The organism is Paraburkholderia sp. GW821-FHT02A12 (genome assembly GCF_059422005.1).
Genome location: NZ_JBWKWA010000002.1, coordinates 1,868,793 through 1,888,362 on the forward strand (window position 1 = coordinate 1,868,793; position 19,570 = coordinate 1,888,362).

The following is a 19,570-nucleotide window of genomic DNA, read 5'->3' on the forward strand; positions in this document are numbered from 1 at the left end:
TTACGTCGTGCCCGCCATTAACATCCCGCTCACCGTGCGCTAATCGATTTCCGACGAGTTTTACTTTTAGTCGGCGTCACGCCGTCACCATCTGACGCCGCCGTTTAGTGTCGGATTTCGACCGCCGTTCACAGCTACTGCCGGGCGAACTCTGCGCTGCGAGATTCCATCCTGAATTCGGTTTTTTTCTGCGGGCGGCCCTGTGCTAGTTCTTGTTCTTGCTGCGCACGGCCATTGCGTCCATACGTCGCCGCGTTTCGACCACTATCTCGGCTGGCTCGGCTGGCTCGCCCGACCTGTGTCACGGCGTATGTCGCATTGATTCCCACTCTGCGAGTCGGAGAGATATCCACAACGAGCGTGTGAACTAGCATGGCGAGCCAAAGAGATACCGTGGCGAGCTGAAGGCAAGGGCGCCGCGGTTCAAGTCGACGATCTTGCCTTCAGTGTCCCAGGCATCAATACAGGATACGTTTCAAGCCTCAGGCATCTGCACCTGTGGATTGAACTGTTTTAATACCATGCTATCGAGTGTCGTCGATGGAAGAGCGTTCGACAACCCCTGGAATCAGGCTGGTGAGCTATTTCACAGGACGCTGCGATAGGCATCGCGTACGATTTCGAGTCCGCTCGCAAGTTGATCCTGAGTTAGCGCTGTTCCCAGGCCGATTCGGAGTGCCTCCGGCGGCTGGCGATCGCCAACTACAAATGCATCGCCGGTACCGATCAATACTTTCCTGTCCTGAGCCAGCCTGGCAATTTCCAGGCGCGCCCCCGGTTTGGGCAGCATCAGCCAGAGGTTTAGTGCCCCAGCGCTCGTCTTGACCGGAATGTCGCCGAGAAGGTCGCGAGCAAGTTTATGGCGGGTATCCATTTCTTGCCGGACAGCGTCGATGATCTCATTGACGTCCCCCGAAAGAATGAGGTTGGATGTGATCTCGGCGTTCAGGGGGGCGGACATCCAGTAGGTGGACTTGACGCCAGGCCAGAATACGCGGCGAACCGATGCATTGTCCGGAGCAACGACGTAGGCGACTTTCAGGCCGGGAGCTACGGCCTTTGCGGTCCCGAGGATGTACCAGGAAATTTCTGGAGCCAGTGCCGCGAAAGGAGGCGGCGCATCAAGGGGCAGAAGGCTGTAGATATCGTCTTCGACGAAATGGACGTTGTGCGATCGAGCAATATCAACGATGGCTTTGCGGCGCTCAAGCGATGTTGTAGCAGTTGTTGGGTTGTGCAATGTCGGCATCGTGTAGAACGCCTGAGGCTTTTCGCGCTGACAGACTTCCGCAAAGCTATCCGGCACAATCCCATCCTCATCGATACGTACCGGGCAAAGCCTGATGCCCAACCTTGCGGCGATGGGCTTGATTGCGGGGTAGGTCAGTTCCTCGACGGCGAGCACGCCGTCCCGGCCGACAACGCTATCCAGCAGACGATCGATTGCGCTCTGCGTGCCATTGGTGACAACGATTCTGTCCGTGGCGGGACGCGATCCGAGTCGCAATGAGACATACGTCGAGCCGGCACGCCAGTCTTTCTCGGATCCGATGAATTGGTGGGAACCAACTACGAAGCTAAGGCGCTCTTCCGTGGTCACCTTGGACAGTGCGCGTCTGTACCGATCTTCGAAAACGTCGGCGACGATCGGCGGCAGATTTCCACTCAGGTTGAGGGAGCCTTCGGGCAAACTGGGATCGGTCTTTCGAAACTTCTGCTCTATAGTTGTTGCGTCACTCATGATACTTTCTCTGCGGGCTGCGTTGCTCATGAAGCTTTCTCTCCGTTGGTTGCGATGATCTTGACGCTTTCTCGGACTGTTTCGATATGCGTCTGTCTGGTGGTGGCGACCCGCGAAAAACGGCTGACATGCGCCGAATTGCGGTGTGGAAAAGCTGCGCTTGCGTCGAAGCCGAAAAGCCGTTTTCACGGACGAGCCGATGTCGATGCGCGCCCCGAGAACCTCACATGGTGCAATCTGCTCTGTTCAACGCGAGCGACCTCCATAGCCATCAGGGCGCGGTGATTACGATCCAGGCGTGCAATGACTTGTACGACTAGGATAGGAGTGCCTCTACGTCCTTGGTCATTGCGGCAAGAGCCGCGTCGGGCTTCGATTGAAGTGTGAGCACGGTCCTCAAATGCTCGCGGATCGTGTTGCTGATCTTCACGGAATTCGGCCCTGGAAATGAGGTCCACGCGGTGACGATCGGAAGCTGGTCCAGACTTGCAAGTTGAAGCGGATTGTGGCTGTAGAACTGCCCGAGCAGCTTCGGATTGTGTGCCGGGAGGTCGTTGCTGGGTAACATGCCGGTTTGCTCGACCACCCAGGTTTGTGCGAGCGGGCCAGTCACGAATTTGATGTATTCCCAGGCTGCTGCCTGCTTCCTGGGGTCGCGTGTCGTGAGCATGCACATCCCGCCGCCTACGGGGATTCTGGCGTTGCTTGCGGTACGTGGTAGCGGCGCGGTTGCCAGGGAGAATTTGTTTGTTGAGTCTTTCAGGAGATTTCCCAACTGCGCACTGGAACCCACGTACATGCCAAGAGTGCCTGCGGCGAATGATTGGCGCGCCTGTTCACGAGGCAGATCGATCATGCCGGACCGTCCGATATCGGACAGCGTCGTAAGGGCGCTCAGCCCGTGCGTGTTGTTGAAGCCAATCTTTCCTTCGGGGGTGACAAGTTCCCCGCCATCAAGATTGAGCAATGCCTGGAACGTCCAGTTGCCGTCACCCTGATAATCAAAAAACATCCCGGTGCGCCGGTTGCCCAGTGCGCTGATCTTCTTTGCTATGCGCAGAAGCCCGGGCCAATCGGACGGGAATCTGTTCGGGTCCTCGCCGACGGATCGCACGAGATCGGCGTTGTAATAGATGATAGGTACCGAGATGCGGACCGGTAGCCCCCAGGTCTTCCCCTTGTATGTCCCGAGTTTCGAGAGCGCGGCGCTATACCCCATCGAGCGCCAGTCTTTTTCCTGTGTGATGAAGGAGTCAAGCGGCTGGGCCAAACCTCGGTCCACAATCTGCCCGAATAGATTAAACCCTTGTTCAGAGACGTCGGGGGCATTCCCTGTGGCATTGTCGAGAATCGTCCGTTGCACCTGATCCTGCCACAATTCAACAGGGGACGCGAGAGCGACGGAGATGTCGGGATGCAATTGGTTGAATTGACGCACGATCTGGTTCTGTAACGGCGTCATATAGGAATTCACGTAAGAAACGCGAAGCGGGAGTTTATCCGGTAATCCTGCCCGGGCACGAAGTGGCGCAAGAGCAAATGTGGAAAGTGTAGCGGCGCCCGCGATCAGAAATGAACGGCGATTTGTGTGCATGAGATAGTTCTCCGGAACGTTTACTTGACTGCGCCTGCGGTAAGCCCATTGACGAACCACTTCTGGGCGGCGACAAAGGCGACAATAAGGGGGAGAACAATGAGTGTCGAGGCCGCCATGAGTGGACCGTAGTCGTTTCCGGCCTCTGAATTCCTGAAGGCCATGATGCCTAGCGGTGGTGGCATGAGGTTTTGGTCGCGCACCGCGATGAGCGGCCAGAAAAGGTCGTTCCAGTGCGAGACCACCGAGAAGATCGAAAAGGCGATGATCGCAGGCATGGCCATTGGAACCACGATCTTCCAGACGATGGCGAGTTCCGACAGGCCATCGAGTCGGGCGGCGTGGACCACGTCGTCTGGTATCGTCTTGAAGAACTGACGGAACAAAAAGATGCCGAACGGTGAGACGATGTAGGGGAAGACGAGCGCAGCGTAGGTGTTCAGGATACCGAGCTTGTAGCTGAGGACGAAGAGCGGAAGGGACAACACCTGTTGCGGGAGAAGCAGGGCGATTAGCACTGCGGAGAAGAAGACACCGCGGCCGCGAAAGCGGAGCTTGGCAAGCGCGTAGGCCGCAGGCGCGCAGACGGCAATCTGCATTGCCAGGATGGCCGCGCAGACGATCAAGCCGTTGAGCATGTAGCGCCGCAGCGGTGCGGCAGTCACGGCCTTCGTGTAGTTCTGGACCGCGTACCAGTGCTCCGGAAAGAACGAAAAGTGGGCGCGGAAGATCTCACCGGGGGGCTTGATGGAGAGGCTGACCATCCACAGGAACGGCAGGAGGATGAGCGCGCTGGTGAGTAGAAGCACGATGTGGCGCGCGACTGCCGCGGGCGGGGGAAGGTGGGCGTTGCTCATTGGTAGTGAACCCTCTTGTCCATGACGCGCGCCTGTACGAGGGCCAGGACGACCACGATCAGAAGAAAAACAACGGAGACGGCGCTGCCGTATCCCGTGTGCAGATACTCGAAGCTCTCGCGGTAAAGGGTGTACAGCAGCATGGATGAAGCGTAGCCAGGACCGCCCTGGGTGAGAATCTGGACGGTATCGAATGTCTCGAAGGCCTTGAGCGCGACGACAATGATGACGAACATGGAAACCGGCCCGAGCATGGGCAGGGTGACGGTACGCAGCCGTTCCAGCCAGCTGTCAGCGCCGTCGATGTCTGCAGCGTCGTAGAGGTCCTGCGGAATCGACTTCAGGCCGGCTAGAAAAAGCACCATGGCATAGCCAAGGTTCTGCCAGATGCCGATGACGGCGAGCACGGGCAGCACGGTGTTCTCGTCGCTCAGCCAGTTTGCGGTGGGCAGGCCGAGTGCGGAGAGCGCTTCATTGACGAGACCGATAGTGGGGTGGAGTAGCGCCTCCCAGGCAATGGCCATGGCGGCGAGCGTGGCCATGAAGGGCAGGAAATGGACGGCCCGGTAGACAGAGCGCAGGCTCTTGCCGCTCTCGATCAGCAGTGCGACGGTCAGTCCAAGGATCAACGTGCCCGGCACGACGATCAGCACGTAGATCACGGTGTTTGCGAGCGAGGAGCGGAACTCATTGTCAGCGAAGATCTGCCGAAAATTTGACAGGCCGACGAACGACAGTGTATCGGCGCCAAACTGCCAGTCGGTGAGAGCGATGATGAATACGGCGACCACCGGCAAAAAACACAGAACGATGAGCAGAAAGAGCGCCGGGCCGGCCAGCGCCCATGCGGCGAGCGCCTCGACGAGATTGCGGCTGCGCAATCCGGCATGGGCGGCTTGCGACGATGGGCGCGCGTGCGCCGAGTCCGGCATGTGGGCGGTCGTGCGGGTCATTGGGCCCCCTCCCGGATCGGAGTCACGCTCGCACCTGCCGGTTTAGGGCGCAGGCGCTGCCCGTTGCGGGTAAAGACGAGCACGCGCTGTGGCTGCACACCGAGATGAAGGGTCTGGCCTTCCGCGATATGCGGCGCACGGTCGGCAGACAGCCGCGCCACGAGCAAACGGTCAAGGCCGGCCAGGCCGACATGGACGAAAAGGTCGGAGCCCATGTGTTCGACCATGCGAACGACGCCGGTGAGTGTGCCGACGCCCGGATGGTCGGCAACCTGAAACGCCTCCGGGCGGATGCCAAGCGTGAGGGAGGTCCCCTCGAATCCTTCGGTGTGCGCGCCAAGGAGCGAACCCGCCACATCGATCACGCCCGGCCCGCGTATCACGCCGTCGAGGATGTTGATCTTCGGCGAGCCGATGAACTCTGCCACGCGCCGGCTGTCGGGATCGTTGTAGATGACTTCGGGGGGCGCAACCTGAAGCAACTGGCCGTCGAGCATCACGGCCACACGATCGGAGAGCGTCATTGCCTCCGCCTGGTCGTGGGTGACATACACGAACGTCGTTCCCAGGCGCCGATGCAGCTCATGAATCTCGGTGCGCATCTGCACACGCATCTCGGCGTCGAGATTGGAGAGGGGCTCGTCCATCAGGAAAACGGCGGGATGGCGAACCATGGCGCGGCCGACGGCAACGCGCTGGCGCTGGCCGCCGGACAGCTGGCTGGGCTTTCGCGCTAGCAGATGGCCGATACCGAGCGCCTTTGCGGTGCGCGTGACTTCCTGGTCGATGCTGGCGCTAGCCGTTGCGCTGCCGGGCATGAAACGTCCCAGGAGTGGCAGGCGCTGCCAGGCCGAAAGCTTTCGCATGCGCAGCGGAAGGGCCATATTGGCTGCGACGGTCAGATGGGGATAGAGCGCGTAGGATTGAAACACCATCGCGACATCCCGCTGCTTGGGCCGCAGGCGATCGACAACACGGTCAGCAATTGATACAGAGCCGCCGTCCTGGGCCTCCAGACCGGCAAGAATGCGTAGCAGCGTCGATTTCCCACAGCCGGACGGGCCGAGCAAAGTGAGGAATTCTCCCTTTCCAATCGCTAGCGAGACGTCGCGCAACACAGCGGTCGCACCGTAGTGTTTGCGGACGCCGTCAATCAAAACTGCAGCCATCGAATTTCCTCATGGAGGTAAAAGTGCGCGGACCGATCATCCAATCATGAACTGGCCCGCTTATTTCCATAACCGGTGCTGCATGAATTGTCGATGCAATCGACGACACCGGAATGACATATATCGAGGAATGCGATGGACTGTCGCAATCTGGCGATACTTACGTATCGATTGCACGTTGCCCTTTGCAGGCGCGTGTAGGGGCCGTCAAGATTGGGTGTTGTAGATTCGCGTGGTTGGCCGTCCGTTTTCCGTAAGCACAGTCAAATGTCGCTGACCCGATTTGCGAGAGTTGGCTGTATAGCGCAGTACCGAATGGAAATTTCTTGCATGAAGCAGGAATTCGTATTGTGTCGGTCCTCTAGGCGACACTGAGCCACCTGCCGCTCGTAAAACGTCGGGGATTGAGAATTGCCAGCTACATTTCCGTACTCGGCGGTATTCCCACGGTAGAGCGATGCGGGATTTCGAGTTGACGACGAGCACGAAAACACACACCGGGACTGCTCCGTGCCCACGCACGAGAGAGCCTCAGACCTTGTGCGATCCGGATTGGCTGGACGCTTTTCCGCTTCTGTTTTTGATGGTTCGGCTCTGCAGACGTCATACGGACGTCCCTGTTGCTGATACCGGGCGAGGCACCGAGGGCACCCATATATGTCGGAGTCTCGCGGCGAGGTAGACGCTGCTGCGAAGTGGCAGCACCACATGCAAGCCTCCAGAGGGGCGCGGTGCTTGGCATACGCCTGCCACTCTCGTGCGACTATTCGTCGGGACCGTGTCTGTAGTGTATCGTACAGCCCCGAATCAATTGTCGCCGCAAGCCTGCTGTTGGCAATCAGTTGCGAGGTTATGGACGCGCGCATTCAGCAATGCCACGTTTGCCCTGACGAAAAGATCGCCCCTTCGTTTTCGCTACTTCGCGGCGGGATGGCATACGCAACGTCGAGCGCGGCGGCGATCCAATTCCAAAGGCTAGAGTAACTCTATGATCCGAATGACAGATCAACGGAGATGTTTTATTCTCTATCGCAGCGCCGAGCATGCTTTTGATATGCGCCTCATCGCTTCGACAAGCTCAGAGTGTGAGGCAGCATACGAGATCCGAAAATGACCTGAAAGGCCGAACGCAGTCCCTGGCACGACAGCAACGCCTGAATGACGTAGGATGTGCATCGCGAGATCGGTGTCGGTTTCGATGCGTGTACCGTCGGGTGCGAATGTGCCGAGCAGTCCATGACATCCGGGAAACGCATAGAAGGCGCCTGGCGGTAGGTCGCAAGTCAATCCACCAACAGCCTGCAACGCGTTGACGACCATGTCTCGCCGTTGGCGAAAGTTCTCCACAAAGCCCTCCAAAAAATCCATAGGCCCGTCGAGCGCCGCGATTGACGCGGCCTGACTGATCGAACTCGTGTGCGACGTTGATTGCGACTGCACAAGGTTCATGGACTTGATCAGAGTGACAGGTCCGGCACAATATCCTACGCGCCAACCGGTCATGGCAAATGCCTTTGATACGCCGTTGATCGTGAGCGTGCGTGTTGCGAGCTCTGGAATAACTGCGGCGGGTGTCGAAAACGGTGTGTCGTCGTACCGTATTTTCTCGTAGATGTCGTCTGCCATCACCCATACGTGGGGATGGCGCAGCAGGACCTTGCCCAAGGCGGCCAGTTCGTCGCGACTGTAGACCGCGCCGCTAGGATTCGAAGGAGAATTCAGCATTAGCCACTTCGTCCGTGACGTGATGGATTCTTCGAGCTGGTCTGGCGTAAGCTTGAAACCGGTAGCTGCGCCACAACGCACGAGCACGGGGCGCCCCCCTGCCAGCAATACCATCTCGGGATACGACACCCAGGCGGGCGTCGGTATCACAACTTCGTCACCAGGATTGATCGTTGCCTGCAGCGCGTTATAGAGTAATTGCTTTGCCCCGCAACCAACCTGAATCTCGTCAGGGTCGTAGCTCAAACCATTGTCGCGCTCAAACTTCCGGACTACCGCTTCGCGTAAGTTGCGTGTCCCGGCGACGTCTGTATATCGGGATTCGTTTCGGTCGATTGCGCTTTTGGCAGCCTCGCGTATATGTTCTGGCGTCGGAAAGTCTGGTTCACCCTGGCTGAGAGCGATTACGTCCCGCCCCTCGCGTTTGAGTTGATTGGCGAGGCGCGTCATCTCTTTTGTTGCCGAAGGCTTTGCGTTTAGCACGCGTTGTGCCAGAAAGGTAAAATCCCTATCGGTAGGACTATTCATTAAAGCGAACCTGTTCCAAGGCGAAAGATCAAAGGCGGGGTTGAAAAATACAACATGAAAGCACACCTCGGCGGACCAACATCTGCGGTGAGCCCTTTTCTCCTACGGCAGACCCTTGCAGGCGCGTTCATACCGCGGGGCTGGCGCGAGCTTCGACCGCGCGAGGTGATTTGATTGTTGGCTCGCAGCGAGGGTGCGAGCGATGTGCGCTAACGTCAACAGTGCAAAAACACAGATCGACCACATTGGACCCAAGCTTGGGCTTCGGGCCGATGGCAATGCGGGTGGTCGAAAAGGACTCTGGTCACGTTATCCGCGACCTGAAAAACGAATCCCATCAGACACACCCGGCTCTTGACCGATTCATCCAGCGACCACGAAAAGACCGCGTCGCTGCGCGAGTCAGCGTTTGTTCTGGTAGTCAGTCGCAATCGCGTTTTTACGGTTACGGACCTCTGCTACGATCTCGTTGTAGAACTCAACTGCAACGGGATCAAAGTCAGAGCGCGGATGTGGTTCGGGGATAAAGTTCTGATACGTGTCGGTTCCACGGACCAAGGTGGCGCTGTCCTTGAACCCCCACGTCTGGCTGACACGTGCGGCAACGTATCTGATCACGATTCCAAGGCGACGGGTTTCCGAGAAATTCGGCTCCGAGCCGTGAACCAGCATAATGTGATGCAGAGAAAACTGCCCGGGTTTCAGCTCAAGATCCGCAGCCTGTGCTTCGTTGACATCGACCTCGATATCCTGGCCTCTGCTTAGCAAGTTATTTTTGTTTTCGGTGTCCCTGTGTGGCAATTGGCCCCGGTGATGGCTCCCCGGAATGACTCTCATGCATCCGTTTTCACGGTTGCTGGGTGTCAACGCGACCCACGCTGTAACAACGCTCGGTTCGGAAAGACCCCAATACGTTCCATCCTGATGCCACGTGACAAAGCCGTGGTCGCCGGGCTTTTTGTCGAAGTGACCGGTGGCCCACACCAGGACATCTGGCCCCAGCACGTCCTCGACCGCGTCGAGAATTGTCGGATTCCGCATCAGATCATTGATCCACATCTGGAGCAGATGTGCTTTGACTTTTGATCGCGCCCAAAGGTTGGGCTCCCGGTTTTCGAGTTCCTCCATGCGGGCAAGAAACTCGGCGGCTTCTTCAGCCGAAAGAGCGTCGATTGGGCAAACGAATCCATCGGTACGATATTGCTCGACCTGGGCACTACTCAACAATTTTGGCATTTGTCATCCCGGACGGTAGTAAAACATTTGTCTCGAAAATCTGCACTCCGCGGCGCTTGGCGCGGTGCAGCGGGGTGAGGCCGCCCAAATCGATGCGGCCTCCGGGATCCTGAAGGGCAGCGCGCAAGTCGTATCAGTGACTAGGCATCTGCAGCTTCTCGCTATTGAGAGGGAGTGCGTCGCTCTACCTCTCTGTACGCCGTTTGGATCAATAGGTGAATTTTGTGGTTGCTGTGCGGCAGAGGCATGACAGGTATCGCAAAACGCGATAACATTCGCGCGAATGGCGATGGTCGCCCGTGTTTCACTTCAATGGATCCGTTCGGAAGGAGCACCTGTGTCAGACGAAGAGGGGCTGTCGCTCAATGCGGTACGTGCTTTCGTGCAGATCTCACGTGAACGGAGTGTGACCCAAGCCGCCAGGAGCCTCGGCATCACCCAGAGTTCGGTAAGTCGGCACCTCGCTGTGCTCGAAAGCTATCTCGGCACGAAGCTCATCGAGCGACGTGGTCGCTTCAGCGAACTGACCGAATTCGGCCGCCTGTTCGCCGAGGCCGTAGCTGAGCCGCTCGAAACTATTCTCTTCACGGCCCAGCGCATGCGGCGACGTGACAGCAACGCGGCTCATCGGCTGGTCGTGCGCACGTCGCTTTCCACTTTTGCATATACGCTACTTATCCCAAACCTGCAGCACTTTTCCCGCGACATGGGTGGTGCGCTGGTTGACATCACCACTTCTCTCTCAATGCCGTCGTCTACCGACGACTTCGACGTGTTGCTTACCCGCGATCTCGTGCTTGCTGAACCGTCCGACCGGTGGGACATTTACGATGAACAGATCGTCTGCGTTGGTGCGCCCGGGAATATAGCGGGTCGTGGTCTCGATGTAGTTAGCAGCATGCCAGTGCTGGCCGTTACCTCCCGCCCCGACATCATGCCGACATGGTTGAAGGCAACGGAATTGAAGGCCTCAGACATCGTGTCAGGGGCGCGCTACGATCACCATTACCTGGCGTTGCCGGCGGTGACGACTGGACGTTGCCTGCTGGTGGCGCCGGAGATTGTCGTTGCTGACCTGGTTGGTCAGGGATTGCTGGAAGTGGTGCCGGGATCCCGCGCGCCAAGCGGCATGCGTTATCGCGCATATGCGGCGGACCGTAGCCGTCATCCCGAACTCGCCCACGCTTTTTGTCGCTGGATTGCCCAGCTTTGCAAAAGACTTGGGACGCCGGTGCAACAGTAGCGCACTACAAAGAAGACAGTCGAGGTGCATCGCTAGCACCTCGACTTATCCCTTCAGCACAACTTGGAGAATCAACGTTGTGCCGAATGTGCCCATCCACGTGTCGTAGACTCATCTTTATTTCCGGGGCTTATCAGCAGCGAAGGAGGTCATCGACAGCCCTCCTGGACTTGCCCCCGCATGACCGGACACGCAGTCACGCTTAGGTTGGTGAATTTGCTCGCTGGCGAAACTCGCGTGGCGAGCAATATTTCAGGGCGCTGTGCGGATGCGACTCGTTGTAGTGGTCAAACGCGATGGCCAGGTTCTGCAACGCGGTTCTCGCGTCCGGCTTGGGCATCCACGAGACGTAGTCTCTCTTCATCGTTTTGACGAAGCTCTCGGCCATCCCGTTGCTCTGCGGACTTCTGACCGGCGTGGTGATGGGTTTGAGGCCCACTTTTTTCGAGAACGTCACCGTATCCTCGGCAATGTAGCAGGAACCGTTGTCGCTGAGCCATTCGATTTCGTTGTCGGCTTTCAGCGCACCATCGAAACGGTTTTCTACAGCCTGAAGCATCACATCACGCACCATGTCTCCGGTATAGCCTCCAGTGGTCGCAGCCCAGCTCATGGCCTCCCGGTCGCAGCAGTCGAGTGCAAAGATGACGCGCAGCGGCGAGCCGTCATCACAACGGAATTCGAAGCCGTCCGAGCACCAGCGCGCATTGCTCCGGTCCACCGCGACCCTGCCGTCGTGTCGGCGCGTTGACTGGGCATGGCGCGGGCGGCGTTCGAGCAGCAGGCCGTGGGTATGCATGACCCGATAAACCCGTTTTGCATTAACGCGAGGCTGCCCCTGTGCGTCCCGGTTTCGCCGTAGCAGGGCCCAAGTGCGCCGGTAGCCGTAAGTTGGCAAATCAGTAACCAGTTCCTGGAGCTCCGCGACGAGCGGCATGTCGTCACGGGCGGGCGTCTTGCGCCTGTCAACCCATTCAGCGTCGCGCTTTGATTTCACTGCGAGATTCGAGCGCGACACACCCAGGACTTCGCAGACCGTCTTCATCGGTCGTCCCCCGGCAGCAATGGTGAGCGCGCAATCAATTTTTTTGCCCGGCCGTACTCCACTGCTTCGCGGAGGATTTCCACTTCCATCGTCTTCTTGCCCAGCAGTCGCTGGAGTTCACGAATCTGCTTCATCGCTTCGGCGAGGTCGGATGCAGGCACAACCTGCTCGCCAGCACTGACTGCTGACAGGCTTCCGTCCTGATAGAGCTTGCGCCAGGCGAACACCTGGTTTGCATTCACCTGATGACGACGGGCAACTCCGGAAACGCTTGCTCCGGGCTCGAAGGTCTCGCGCACTATCGCGAGCTTCTCATCGACAGAGCGCCGGCGGCGCTGTTCGGGCTGGGTCAGAACTTCAATCGGTTCCACGTTAGAGCTGGGCTTAAACATAGGCGTAAGACTACCTCAAAGTTTAAGCGTTACCTCGTGTCCGGTTTTCGCGGGGGCCGGCCCACCTCCGTCCGGCGGTTCCAGCCGCTAACAAGGTGTCGGCTTCGCTTGCAAACCGTTGACCGTTGCGTTCGGTCAGATGGAGCTGGGGTAGTACGGGCGTGCGTTCGTCCTGTTTCGTGATTGTGACGACGGCTATGAATCCGACTTCCGGCGTTCTGAACATCCGCGGAGGAGTCGACGCAAATGCCTGCACTGCTACGTGAATGTTAAAGCCCTCATAGGCGTAATTCCGCTCCATATTGCTGTTTGTAGGTAGTGAAAATGTTGAGATGTGTGGCGAGCGAGTTCAACGCAAAAAGCGTGACTCGTGATCCTTGACCTTGTCCATTCCCTGGAGGTGGAAGATTTCCTCGACCGGAACGATGTCCTTATGTACGTTCTGCACGCCTCCATCAGCAACAATCCGTCGGAAGGCGTCCTGCATGGCAGTCGTGGCGGCGCGAATGCCGTAATTGCCGTAGATCACCATCTGGATTTTCTCGAGCGCCTTGATGCGGTTCGCGTCAAGTTCGGGATACGCATTCGGCACGATGACGAGGGGTACATCGCCATCCCAAGCGCGCGTGAAACTCTCGATTTCGGCAGGATCCTTTTTCTTCGAATGGATGAGGATCATGTCGGCTCCAGACTTTGCGTATGACCTTGCACGTTCCAAAGCCTCGTCCTCACCAAGACCCGCAATCAACGCTTCGGTGCGTGCAATCACGAGGAAGTCCGGGTCCGTCCGCGCGTCGATGGCCGCATCGATTTTTCCTTGAAACTCTTCAACCCGCAGAAGCTCCTGTCGCCCGTTTGCGGCGAGACTGGTAACCTTGGGAAACGTCTTATCCTCAATCACGACGGCGGATGCGCCTGCGCGCTCATATTCGTTGATAGCGTGGATGACGTTGATTGCATTGCCGTAGCCGGTGTCGATGTCTGCGACGATAGGCAGCGAAGAGCGACCAGCGATCGCGCGCAACATATCAAGATGTTGCGTCATGGAGATCAGGCTCATGTCCGGGAGCCCGTATAGCGCGGAAAGCTCGAAGCCGGAGGCCCAGAGTCCGTCAAAGCCAGCTTCCTCGGCCAGCACGGCGGAGAGGGGACTGTGAGCTGCCATGATATGCACGAGGCCACGTTCGGCCATACGATCTCGAAGCTGTCTTGCTTTACTCATGGGTGATTTTCATAAAAGAGGTTGCGCCACGCCGGCAAACGACCGGATGTGCTCGCGGTGCTGTCAAGAATGGCGACGACGAGAACCTCAACCCTAGTCGACGTTTTGATAGTCTGCCAGCCCTCGCATCGCCCAAACCACATGCGGTCATCGGATTTTGCGATGCAACTCACTCCACCAGTTTCGAGGAAGAGATTAGTTCGGTTCTCCATCGCGATTTGGGCAATAAGCAATCGCATTGCTCGATACGTGTCATCTGGCTGTCGTATCTAACGCAAAATATTTGACGCCTCACCGATGAAGGAGGCGAAGATGCGACTTTGCGTCCACGGTCACTGCATCGATTCTCGGCCTTGTTGTGGCGCTAATGAGGGCGCTGCTTTTGCCGCATCGTGACCCGGACCGGTACGTCAGTCGTTTGCCGAGGCCGCGATCTCTCGGGTGGCAGGATCATGGCGTCGGCGGCGCGTTGCACCGGAACGAGGAGGTGGTCGTGGCAATAACCTGCAATCACATTGCATAAAATGCCACGCGTTTGTAGTGCTGCCTTTCGACGTTCACTCGTAGAATGCAATGGAGGTGGGTGGCCGTGCTCTCTCTTGCGTGTACCGGTCCGGTATTGCATCCACGGCCCATGAATCATGGCGCCGGTGCGCCTGCGGGCGTGACTACGGATGGCTTGGCAACGTCAAAGTGCGCGCTGCGGGGCGGCCCAGCGGGCGCGTCGCGCACCGCCCGCGCCTGCTGAACGCCGACGCGGAACACCAGCGCGTTTTCCATCTGGTTGACGACGATGTAGGGTGGATCGGCATGCCAGCGCAGGAGCACGTTCCCGCCTGGCGCATCGGCGAAGATGGCCGGCACGTGCTCCGGATCCGCAAACTGCAGGTAAATCCGCTGGCCGTCGTCAAACACCTGATACGGCCGGATTTCGGCTGCTCCCGTCACACGCCAGTCGAAGTCGTAGACCGGTCCCGTCACGACGGGCGGTTCGGCGCAGGCCGACTGAAGCAGGCAACTGGCGAGCAGGAGGGGCACGAAAAGCAGGGTGGTCGCATGTTTCATCGATGGCAGCTCCCGTCAGTAACGCCAGGTGGCAGCATCATGTCTCGCTGCGTGATGAACGTGATGCGTTGACCCGGCTCCAGCCTGAGCGTCGGCTGGATATTCATGTTGCGCTGGAGGATGGTTTGCGTGGTCTGCGACAGGGATTGCGCCGCGGCCGACGACAGGTCGGTGGCCACACCGCCGTTGACGTTGATCGTCGTACCGTTCGACTGGTTCTGATTGTGGCCGATCCAGGCGGCGACGCCCGCGATCAGGAACGTCGAGCCGAAGATCCGGAAGAAGTGGTTGTTGACGTCGGCACTGACACCGGCCTCGCCGTCAGGATCGTTGGCCGTCAGTCCGTCGAGTCGCATCGTCGCATGGCGGAAGATCACTCGGGTGGCGGCCATCAGCATCAGGTCCTGGCCGATCGCCACATCGTTGTTCGTCCGGCCGAGAATGCGTGTGCCCTTCGGGATGAGCTTGCAGTGCCCATCGATGCTGTCATAGATGTCGCGGTCGACCATCGCGCGGAAGCTACCGGGCATATCGCTTTTCGCGCCCTGCAGGATGACGGTCGGAACCGGCGTGCCGCCCAGTACCATATACGGTGACCTGAGCGGGATTGGAACCAGTGGCGTCTCATCGTCGGCCTTATTGCCCTGCTGCTTCAGCCAGTCGGCGTTGCGCCGGTCGATGGCGCTCGAGACACTCACCTGCTGTAATGGAGACGACGCTGTACCAGGCGCGCCATTGGCCGTGCTGCCGGACTCGGGGGCCGGTTCCGGGAGGTTCGTGAGACTCGCCGCAATTCGATCCGGATCCTGGACGTTGGATGCCTGTCCCGATGCGCCCTGGGTGTCGCGCGTTGTGTCTTCGTACGCGACGAGCGACTGGCTTTGCATCGCTTCGATCTGCCGTTGCAGGGCAAGGTGATCGGCATCGCGGTTTGCCGCCGACTGACCGGAAGCGTGATCCCTGGGAGGAAGTGGACCTGCGTCATCGCCGGGTACACCCTTGGGGATACCATCAAGCGGCGTCCCCCCGAGCGGCGCGCTGGCCGTTTCGCGTCCTGCACGAGCCATCGCGAGATTGCGTTGGTCCTCCAGCCGTTTGCGCAGCGCATCTGGTGACGCCTTGGGCTGGCGGGCCTCAGCATCGAGTTGCTCCCTCGCGCGTCGCTCGGCGGCGGTCTCGTGCGGGTGAGACAGCGCGTGGACGAGCACAATTGCGACCAGTGCGGAGCCTAGCGCGACCAGCAGCATTTTCGCGAGATCGCGCCGCACACGGGTCAGGCGCTCGGGATCAGGCGTGAGCGGGGAGCTGCTGTGACCGCTGTTTTCGGGGGCGGTCATGATCAGGGCTTCCCGTAGATGTTCTTCATGCGCGCCGAATCGCAGCCGAACAGCCCGCAGCCTTTGCCTTGGCCATTGAAGATCCGCACCTCCTGCTTGCCACGCTTGAGCAGGAGACCGTACGGAATGGTTTGCTGGACCTCGTAGAAGTCGTTGCCGAGAGGAATGAAGCTCGCAATCTCCGCTTCGCCCCTGTCGTCCATCAGCAGGATGGCAGGCAGTTCCGCCTGATGCGGAAGCTGAAGGTAAGTGAACCGCCCGTCATCGAACACGATTACGGGGGCGAACGGCGCATGCCCCTCGACGCGGTAGTCGAAGTTCGCGTGATCGAGGGCGATGTGAGGGCCATCCGACCTGGCTATGCCCGTTACCGGTTGCCCGTCGCCCGCTGCACCGTCCGAACCTCCGGCAGTATTGTTCGCAGGCACGTTTTTAGGGTATTCGATGCCGAATGGCGAGACTTCTCCTGCCGTTGTCTGCGCGCCGCCATCCGGGTAGTGCCACGAGACGCGGTGGTACACCTTGCCGTCGTCCGACGAGCGCAGGTCGAGCTCGTATCGGCGGCGTGTCGTGATGATCGTTGCGGCATTCCCAAGTCCGGGCAGACGCGCTTCGATGAACACGTCGCGCTTTGTGAGCGCCGTGTGTTCGAGCCACCTTTTGCCGGTATCGGACAGATAGACGCCGGTGACTTCCTCATCCGGCGCGAACACGAGGTGTGTTTCCTGACTGGTTCGCACGAGCACCGGGTACGAATAGTCCGGATCGTAGTCGTACACGACGAGTGACGCGTCATCGGGCGCTGGGTAAGGACCATTGATGGCGGCATGTTGCGGTGAATGTCGCCGGTGCGGTGTTGACGAAGATGCAGCATGTGGCGTTGCCACGTCCGGTTGCTTCTCTGTCACCGGCGGCATACCCGGTGGCAGGGGCGACGATGTGACCGGAACCGACGATGCGGTTTGCGCGTTGGCAGTCGCGATGCCTGCACCCAGCAACATCGCGACGCATGTGGCGGATACGATGAGCTTCATTGCGTGGCTCCCGGATTGACGCCGAGGTAGGGCGTGACACTGAAATGGGTGATGCGCAGGCCAATCGGGTTGTCCTTCTCTTCGCCGGATTTCAGGGTCTCGGGCGCGAGCAGGAAGCTGATCGTGAGCAGCATCTGTTTCGGTCGCGAAGGCTTGCCATTCACGCTCTCGACCAGTGTGAAGATCAGGTACGCGACCTGGCCGTCGGGCGAAAACGACGTGGAGTTCTCGACGAACTCGCGGGTGAGGCCGGGCGTCTGCACAACACGTTGCGCGACAGGATCAGTCACCGTGATGTAGGTCTCGAGCTCCCGCGTCGCGGCACCCGATGTCCATCCGGACGCAGCCGGAATCTGCCGTGCGAGCGTGTCCTGGCTATCGGCTTCGATCGTGAAAACACGCGAGGCCCATTTCACCAGGAAATAGCGCCTGTTCGCCGCAGTCGCCGAATACGTTTCGGCGTAACGGTCCGAGACCCACACGGCGCCGCTCTTTTCGTCATGCTCGACGAAATAGGGACGCGGACCGCTGTGCGTGCTCTGGACGATCAGTGCTGCGCATTCGCCAGCGGCAATGAGCGCGAAGGCGGCGGCGATCTTGATCGCGAGGCGCTTTTCCCAGAGAGGGCGCTGGAAGGCGGCGAACCAGGCGGTGACGGCGTCGCCCGTATTGGGCGGCGACGGCTGTTCCGTTGGGGTATCCGGCGATCCTGACGGGTGCGCTGGAAGCTGATTACGATTCAGGCCGGGCATCCGTGGACCCCCGGCATCCGCAGCAATGCTGACGGTGCTAAACTCGAAGCGACGTAGTCTGGACCGCAGGTGGTGTCATGAAAAAGCTGAAATTTCTGCTCGTATTGGCAATGTTTGCCCCGTTGCCGATCGCATTGCTCGCGCACGTCGCGCAGGCGAGCCTGGTTGCTGCAGTCGCGCTCGGTGCTGCTGCCTTGGCACTTGTCTGGGCGTGGTCTAGAACGACAGCGAAGGAGGCGGCTCAGTCGCTCCGTGACGCTGAGGAATATCGGCGCAAGACAGAAGAGGAGTTTCAAACCTCGTATGTCGTCCAGCAGATCGATCAGCGTTAGCAACGTTAGCCTCACTTCAAGAAGCGGGGAGTAAGATTTCTGCCGATTACTCCTCCACCGAATCCCTTTGCGCTTCCTGCTGCATTTCCAGATACGAGACCCCGCGCGATTTCCGGCACTTGCCACATCATGAAAGCGCCTATGCCACACACGAAGACCATTGCGAGCATCGGCAGGTAATTGGCATCGAAATACCCAGCGACCCCGGTCGTGCCGCTGTTCTGCGAAATCGCGGTACTCAACTGCTGGATTCCAGGCAGCGCGCCCTGGTAGACGATAGCCATCAGGATCCAGGCGACGACCTTGTACAGGCCGGCTGAAATCGTGAACCGTAGCCAGCCGTCGAAGAGGAATTCGCCCGCGGGCAGGACGTACCAGGGAATCAGGACTGGACCCAGGCAGAACGCGATGTCGAGCAGGAAGGACGCCATCTGCGTGACCACGACAAAAATCAGACCCATCAGGACCAGCGCGATGATCGCCAGCCCTTTCATGAGGAAAGTCAGCAGTGCGATCGGCAGGCTCGCGAACAATCCCCACAGATTGCTCAGTGCGCCCGATGCACTGCCCGTGCCGCCGGGTGCAGGATCGTGGCATTCCTGATGCATGGTGTTCGGGATGACGACGCCGTCAGAAGTGACGTCGGGAACCTGTTCGCACACCTGTGCTGCTTTCTGCCGGTCGCCGTTAATGATTTCCTCGGCGGCGGTCTGGATAGCCTGCAATAGCTGCCCAGGTCCCGTCTGCGCGCCAGTGACCCGCTGGGCCATCGAATCCATGTTGCTGACGAAATAGCTGTGCACCGTGCTGGACCAGCCGAGCAGGAAGGCCAGCATGACCATCACCCGCACGCCCAACCGGAGAAGATTCACCAGGTAATCCGTCAGATCGCCTGCCAGGAGCCACATGAACGTATGCCACGTCGCCATGATCAGACCGAGAGCGGAAAGCAGATCGAGCCCATCGCTGGTGAAAAGCCCCTGCAGGGTCGAGCCTGCTGCCTGCATGCTGGCGAACATCTGGTTGAGGATCGTGATGACGTTCATGAAGCAACCTCTAGCGAAACAATCCGGCGATCCCGGTTATCAGCAACAGACATACGACGGGCGTGAGCAACACCGCCATCCCGAAAAGCTGCGGCCGCTCGATATAGACGATCAATATGGCGAGCAGGAAAGCCAGACGGAACGTACGGGTCAGGCGCCGGTCGCGGATGACCACGCCGGGCTCCTCCCCCGACTCCCGGCGCAGCACCGCCTGCACCATTCGCAGGACGAGACGCAGTTCGACTCGCGTCGCACACAGTTTCAGGACGACCCACCGGATCAGCATTGGATGACCTTGC

At 59.2% G+C, this 19,570-nt stretch carries 17 protein-coding genes; 2 read left to right on the plus strand and 15 right to left on the minus strand.

Going from position 1 to position 19,570, the window contains the following annotated elements:
• Window positions 1-586: 586 nt before the first annotated feature.
• The 7 genes from AC07WT_RS29810 to AC07WT_RS29840 all read right to left on the minus strand — a co-directional run bounded on the left by AC07WT_RS29810 (window position 587) and on the right by AC07WT_RS29840 (window position 9,803).
• Window positions 587-1,771, minus strand: a complete 1,185-nt coding sequence (locus tag AC07WT_RS29810) for an aminotransferase-like domain-containing protein (RefSeq protein ID WP_494949732.1) — start codon at window positions 1,769-1,771, stop codon at window positions 587-589.
• 286 nt (window positions 1,772-2,057) lie between these two features.
• Window positions 2,058-3,335, minus strand: coding sequence for an extracellular solute-binding protein (locus AC07WT_RS29815; protein ID WP_494949733.1), 1,278 nt, complete (start codon window positions 3,333-3,335; stop codon window positions 2,058-2,060).
• Window positions 3,336-3,355: 20 nt separating this feature from the next.
• Complete coding sequence (locus AC07WT_RS29820; protein WP_494949734.1) at window positions 3,356-4,192, minus strand: carbohydrate ABC transporter permease; 837 nt, start codon at window positions 4,190-4,192, stop codon at window positions 3,356-3,358.
• Window positions 4,189-5,145 (minus strand): carbohydrate ABC transporter permease, encoded by a 957-nt coding sequence (locus AC07WT_RS29825; RefSeq protein WP_494949735.1) that lies wholly within the window; start codon window positions 5,143-5,145, stop codon window positions 4,189-4,191. The genes AC07WT_RS29820 and AC07WT_RS29825 overlap by 4 nt, the downstream gene beginning before the upstream one ends.
• On the minus strand, window positions 5,142-6,314 hold the full coding sequence (locus AC07WT_RS29830) for an ABC transporter ATP-binding protein (protein WP_494949736.1): 1,173 nt from the start codon (window positions 6,312-6,314) through the stop codon (window positions 5,142-5,144). The genes AC07WT_RS29825 and AC07WT_RS29830 overlap by 4 nt, the downstream gene beginning before the upstream one ends.
• A 1,026-nt stretch (window positions 6,315-7,340) precedes the next feature.
• Window positions 7,341-8,567, minus strand: a complete 1,227-nt coding sequence (locus AC07WT_RS29835) for a pyridoxal phosphate-dependent aminotransferase (protein WP_494949737.1) — start codon at window positions 8,565-8,567, stop codon at window positions 7,341-7,343.
• Between the two features lie 402 nt (window positions 8,568-8,969).
• Complete coding sequence (locus AC07WT_RS29840; RefSeq protein ID WP_494949738.1) at window positions 8,970-9,803, minus strand: phytanoyl-CoA dioxygenase family protein; 834 nt, start codon at window positions 9,801-9,803, stop codon at window positions 8,970-8,972.
• A 337-nt stretch (window positions 9,804-10,140) separates the two neighbouring features.
• Between AC07WT_RS29840 and AC07WT_RS29845 the strand changes: the two genes are divergently transcribed.
• A complete protein-coding gene (locus AC07WT_RS29845) occupies window positions 10,141-11,046 on the plus strand; it encodes a LysR family transcriptional regulator (RefSeq protein WP_494949739.1) in 906 nt (301 codons plus the stop codon).
• Window positions 11,047-11,248: 202 nt separating this feature from the next.
• On the opposite strand, the gene AC07WT_RS29850 is transcribed toward AC07WT_RS29845, so the two are convergent.
• The 6 genes from AC07WT_RS29850 to AC07WT_RS29875 all read right to left on the minus strand — a co-directional run bounded on the left by AC07WT_RS29850 (window position 11,249) and on the right by AC07WT_RS29875 (window position 17,893).
• Window positions 11,249-12,453, minus strand: a protein-coding gene (locus tag AC07WT_RS29850; protein ID WP_494951075.1) for an IS3 family transposase whose coding sequence is annotated in 2 segments (ribosomal slippage) — window positions 11,249-12,129 and window positions 12,129-12,453 — 1,206 coding nt in all. Because the reading frame shifts where the segments join, the coding sequence is not laid out codon by codon here.
• A 379-nt stretch (window positions 12,454-12,832) separates the two neighbouring features.
• Window positions 12,833-13,705 (minus strand): isocitrate lyase/phosphoenolpyruvate mutase family protein, encoded by an 873-nt coding sequence (locus AC07WT_RS29855; RefSeq protein WP_494949740.1) that lies wholly within the window; start codon window positions 13,703-13,705, stop codon window positions 12,833-12,835.
• A gap of 639 nt (window positions 13,706-14,344) precedes the next feature.
• Window positions 14,345-14,770: a TrbG/VirB9 family P-type conjugative transfer protein gene (locus tag AC07WT_RS29860; RefSeq protein ID WP_494949741.1), complete on the minus strand. Its 426-nt coding sequence runs from the start codon at window positions 14,768-14,770 to the stop codon at window positions 14,345-14,347.
• On the minus strand, window positions 14,767-16,107 hold the full coding sequence (locus AC07WT_RS29865; RefSeq protein WP_494949742.1) for a TraB/TrbI/VirB10 family type IV secretion system protein: 1,341 nt from the start codon (window positions 16,105-16,107) through the stop codon (window positions 14,767-14,769). Before AC07WT_RS29865 ends, AC07WT_RS29860 begins: the two co-directional genes overlap by 4 nt.
• A gap of 2 nt (window positions 16,108-16,109) precedes the next feature.
• Window positions 16,110-17,141 carry a TrbG/VirB9 family P-type conjugative transfer protein gene (locus tag AC07WT_RS29870; RefSeq protein ID WP_494949743.1) on the minus strand — a complete coding sequence of 344 codons (1,032 nt, stop codon included), beginning with the start codon at window positions 17,139-17,141 and terminating at the stop codon, window positions 16,110-16,112.
• On the minus strand, window positions 17,138-17,893 hold the full coding sequence (locus AC07WT_RS29875; RefSeq protein ID WP_494949744.1) for a VirB8/TrbF family protein: 756 nt from the start codon (window positions 17,891-17,893) through the stop codon (window positions 17,138-17,140). Before AC07WT_RS29875 ends, AC07WT_RS29870 begins: the two co-directional genes overlap by 4 nt.
• A gap of 77 nt (window positions 17,894-17,970) precedes the next feature.
• Here AC07WT_RS29875 and AC07WT_RS29880 point away from each other — a divergent pair, with 77 nt between their 5' ends.
• A complete protein-coding gene (locus tag AC07WT_RS29880) occupies window positions 17,971-18,225 on the plus strand; it encodes a hypothetical protein (RefSeq protein ID WP_494949745.1) in 255 nt (84 codons plus the stop codon).
• Between the two features lie 11 nt (window positions 18,226-18,236).
• Here AC07WT_RS29880 and AC07WT_RS29885 read toward each other — a convergent pair whose 3' ends face one another.
• Both AC07WT_RS29885 and AC07WT_RS29890 read right to left on the minus strand, forming a co-directional pair.
• A complete protein-coding gene (locus AC07WT_RS29885; protein WP_494949746.1) occupies window positions 18,237-19,271 on the minus strand; it encodes a type IV secretion system protein in 1,035 nt (344 codons plus the stop codon).
• Window positions 19,272-19,281: 10 nt separating this feature from the next.
• A complete protein-coding gene (locus AC07WT_RS29890) occupies window positions 19,282-19,557 on the minus strand; it encodes a hypothetical protein (protein ID WP_494949747.1) in 276 nt (91 codons plus the stop codon).
• Between the last annotated feature and the right edge of the window lie 13 nt (window positions 19,558-19,570).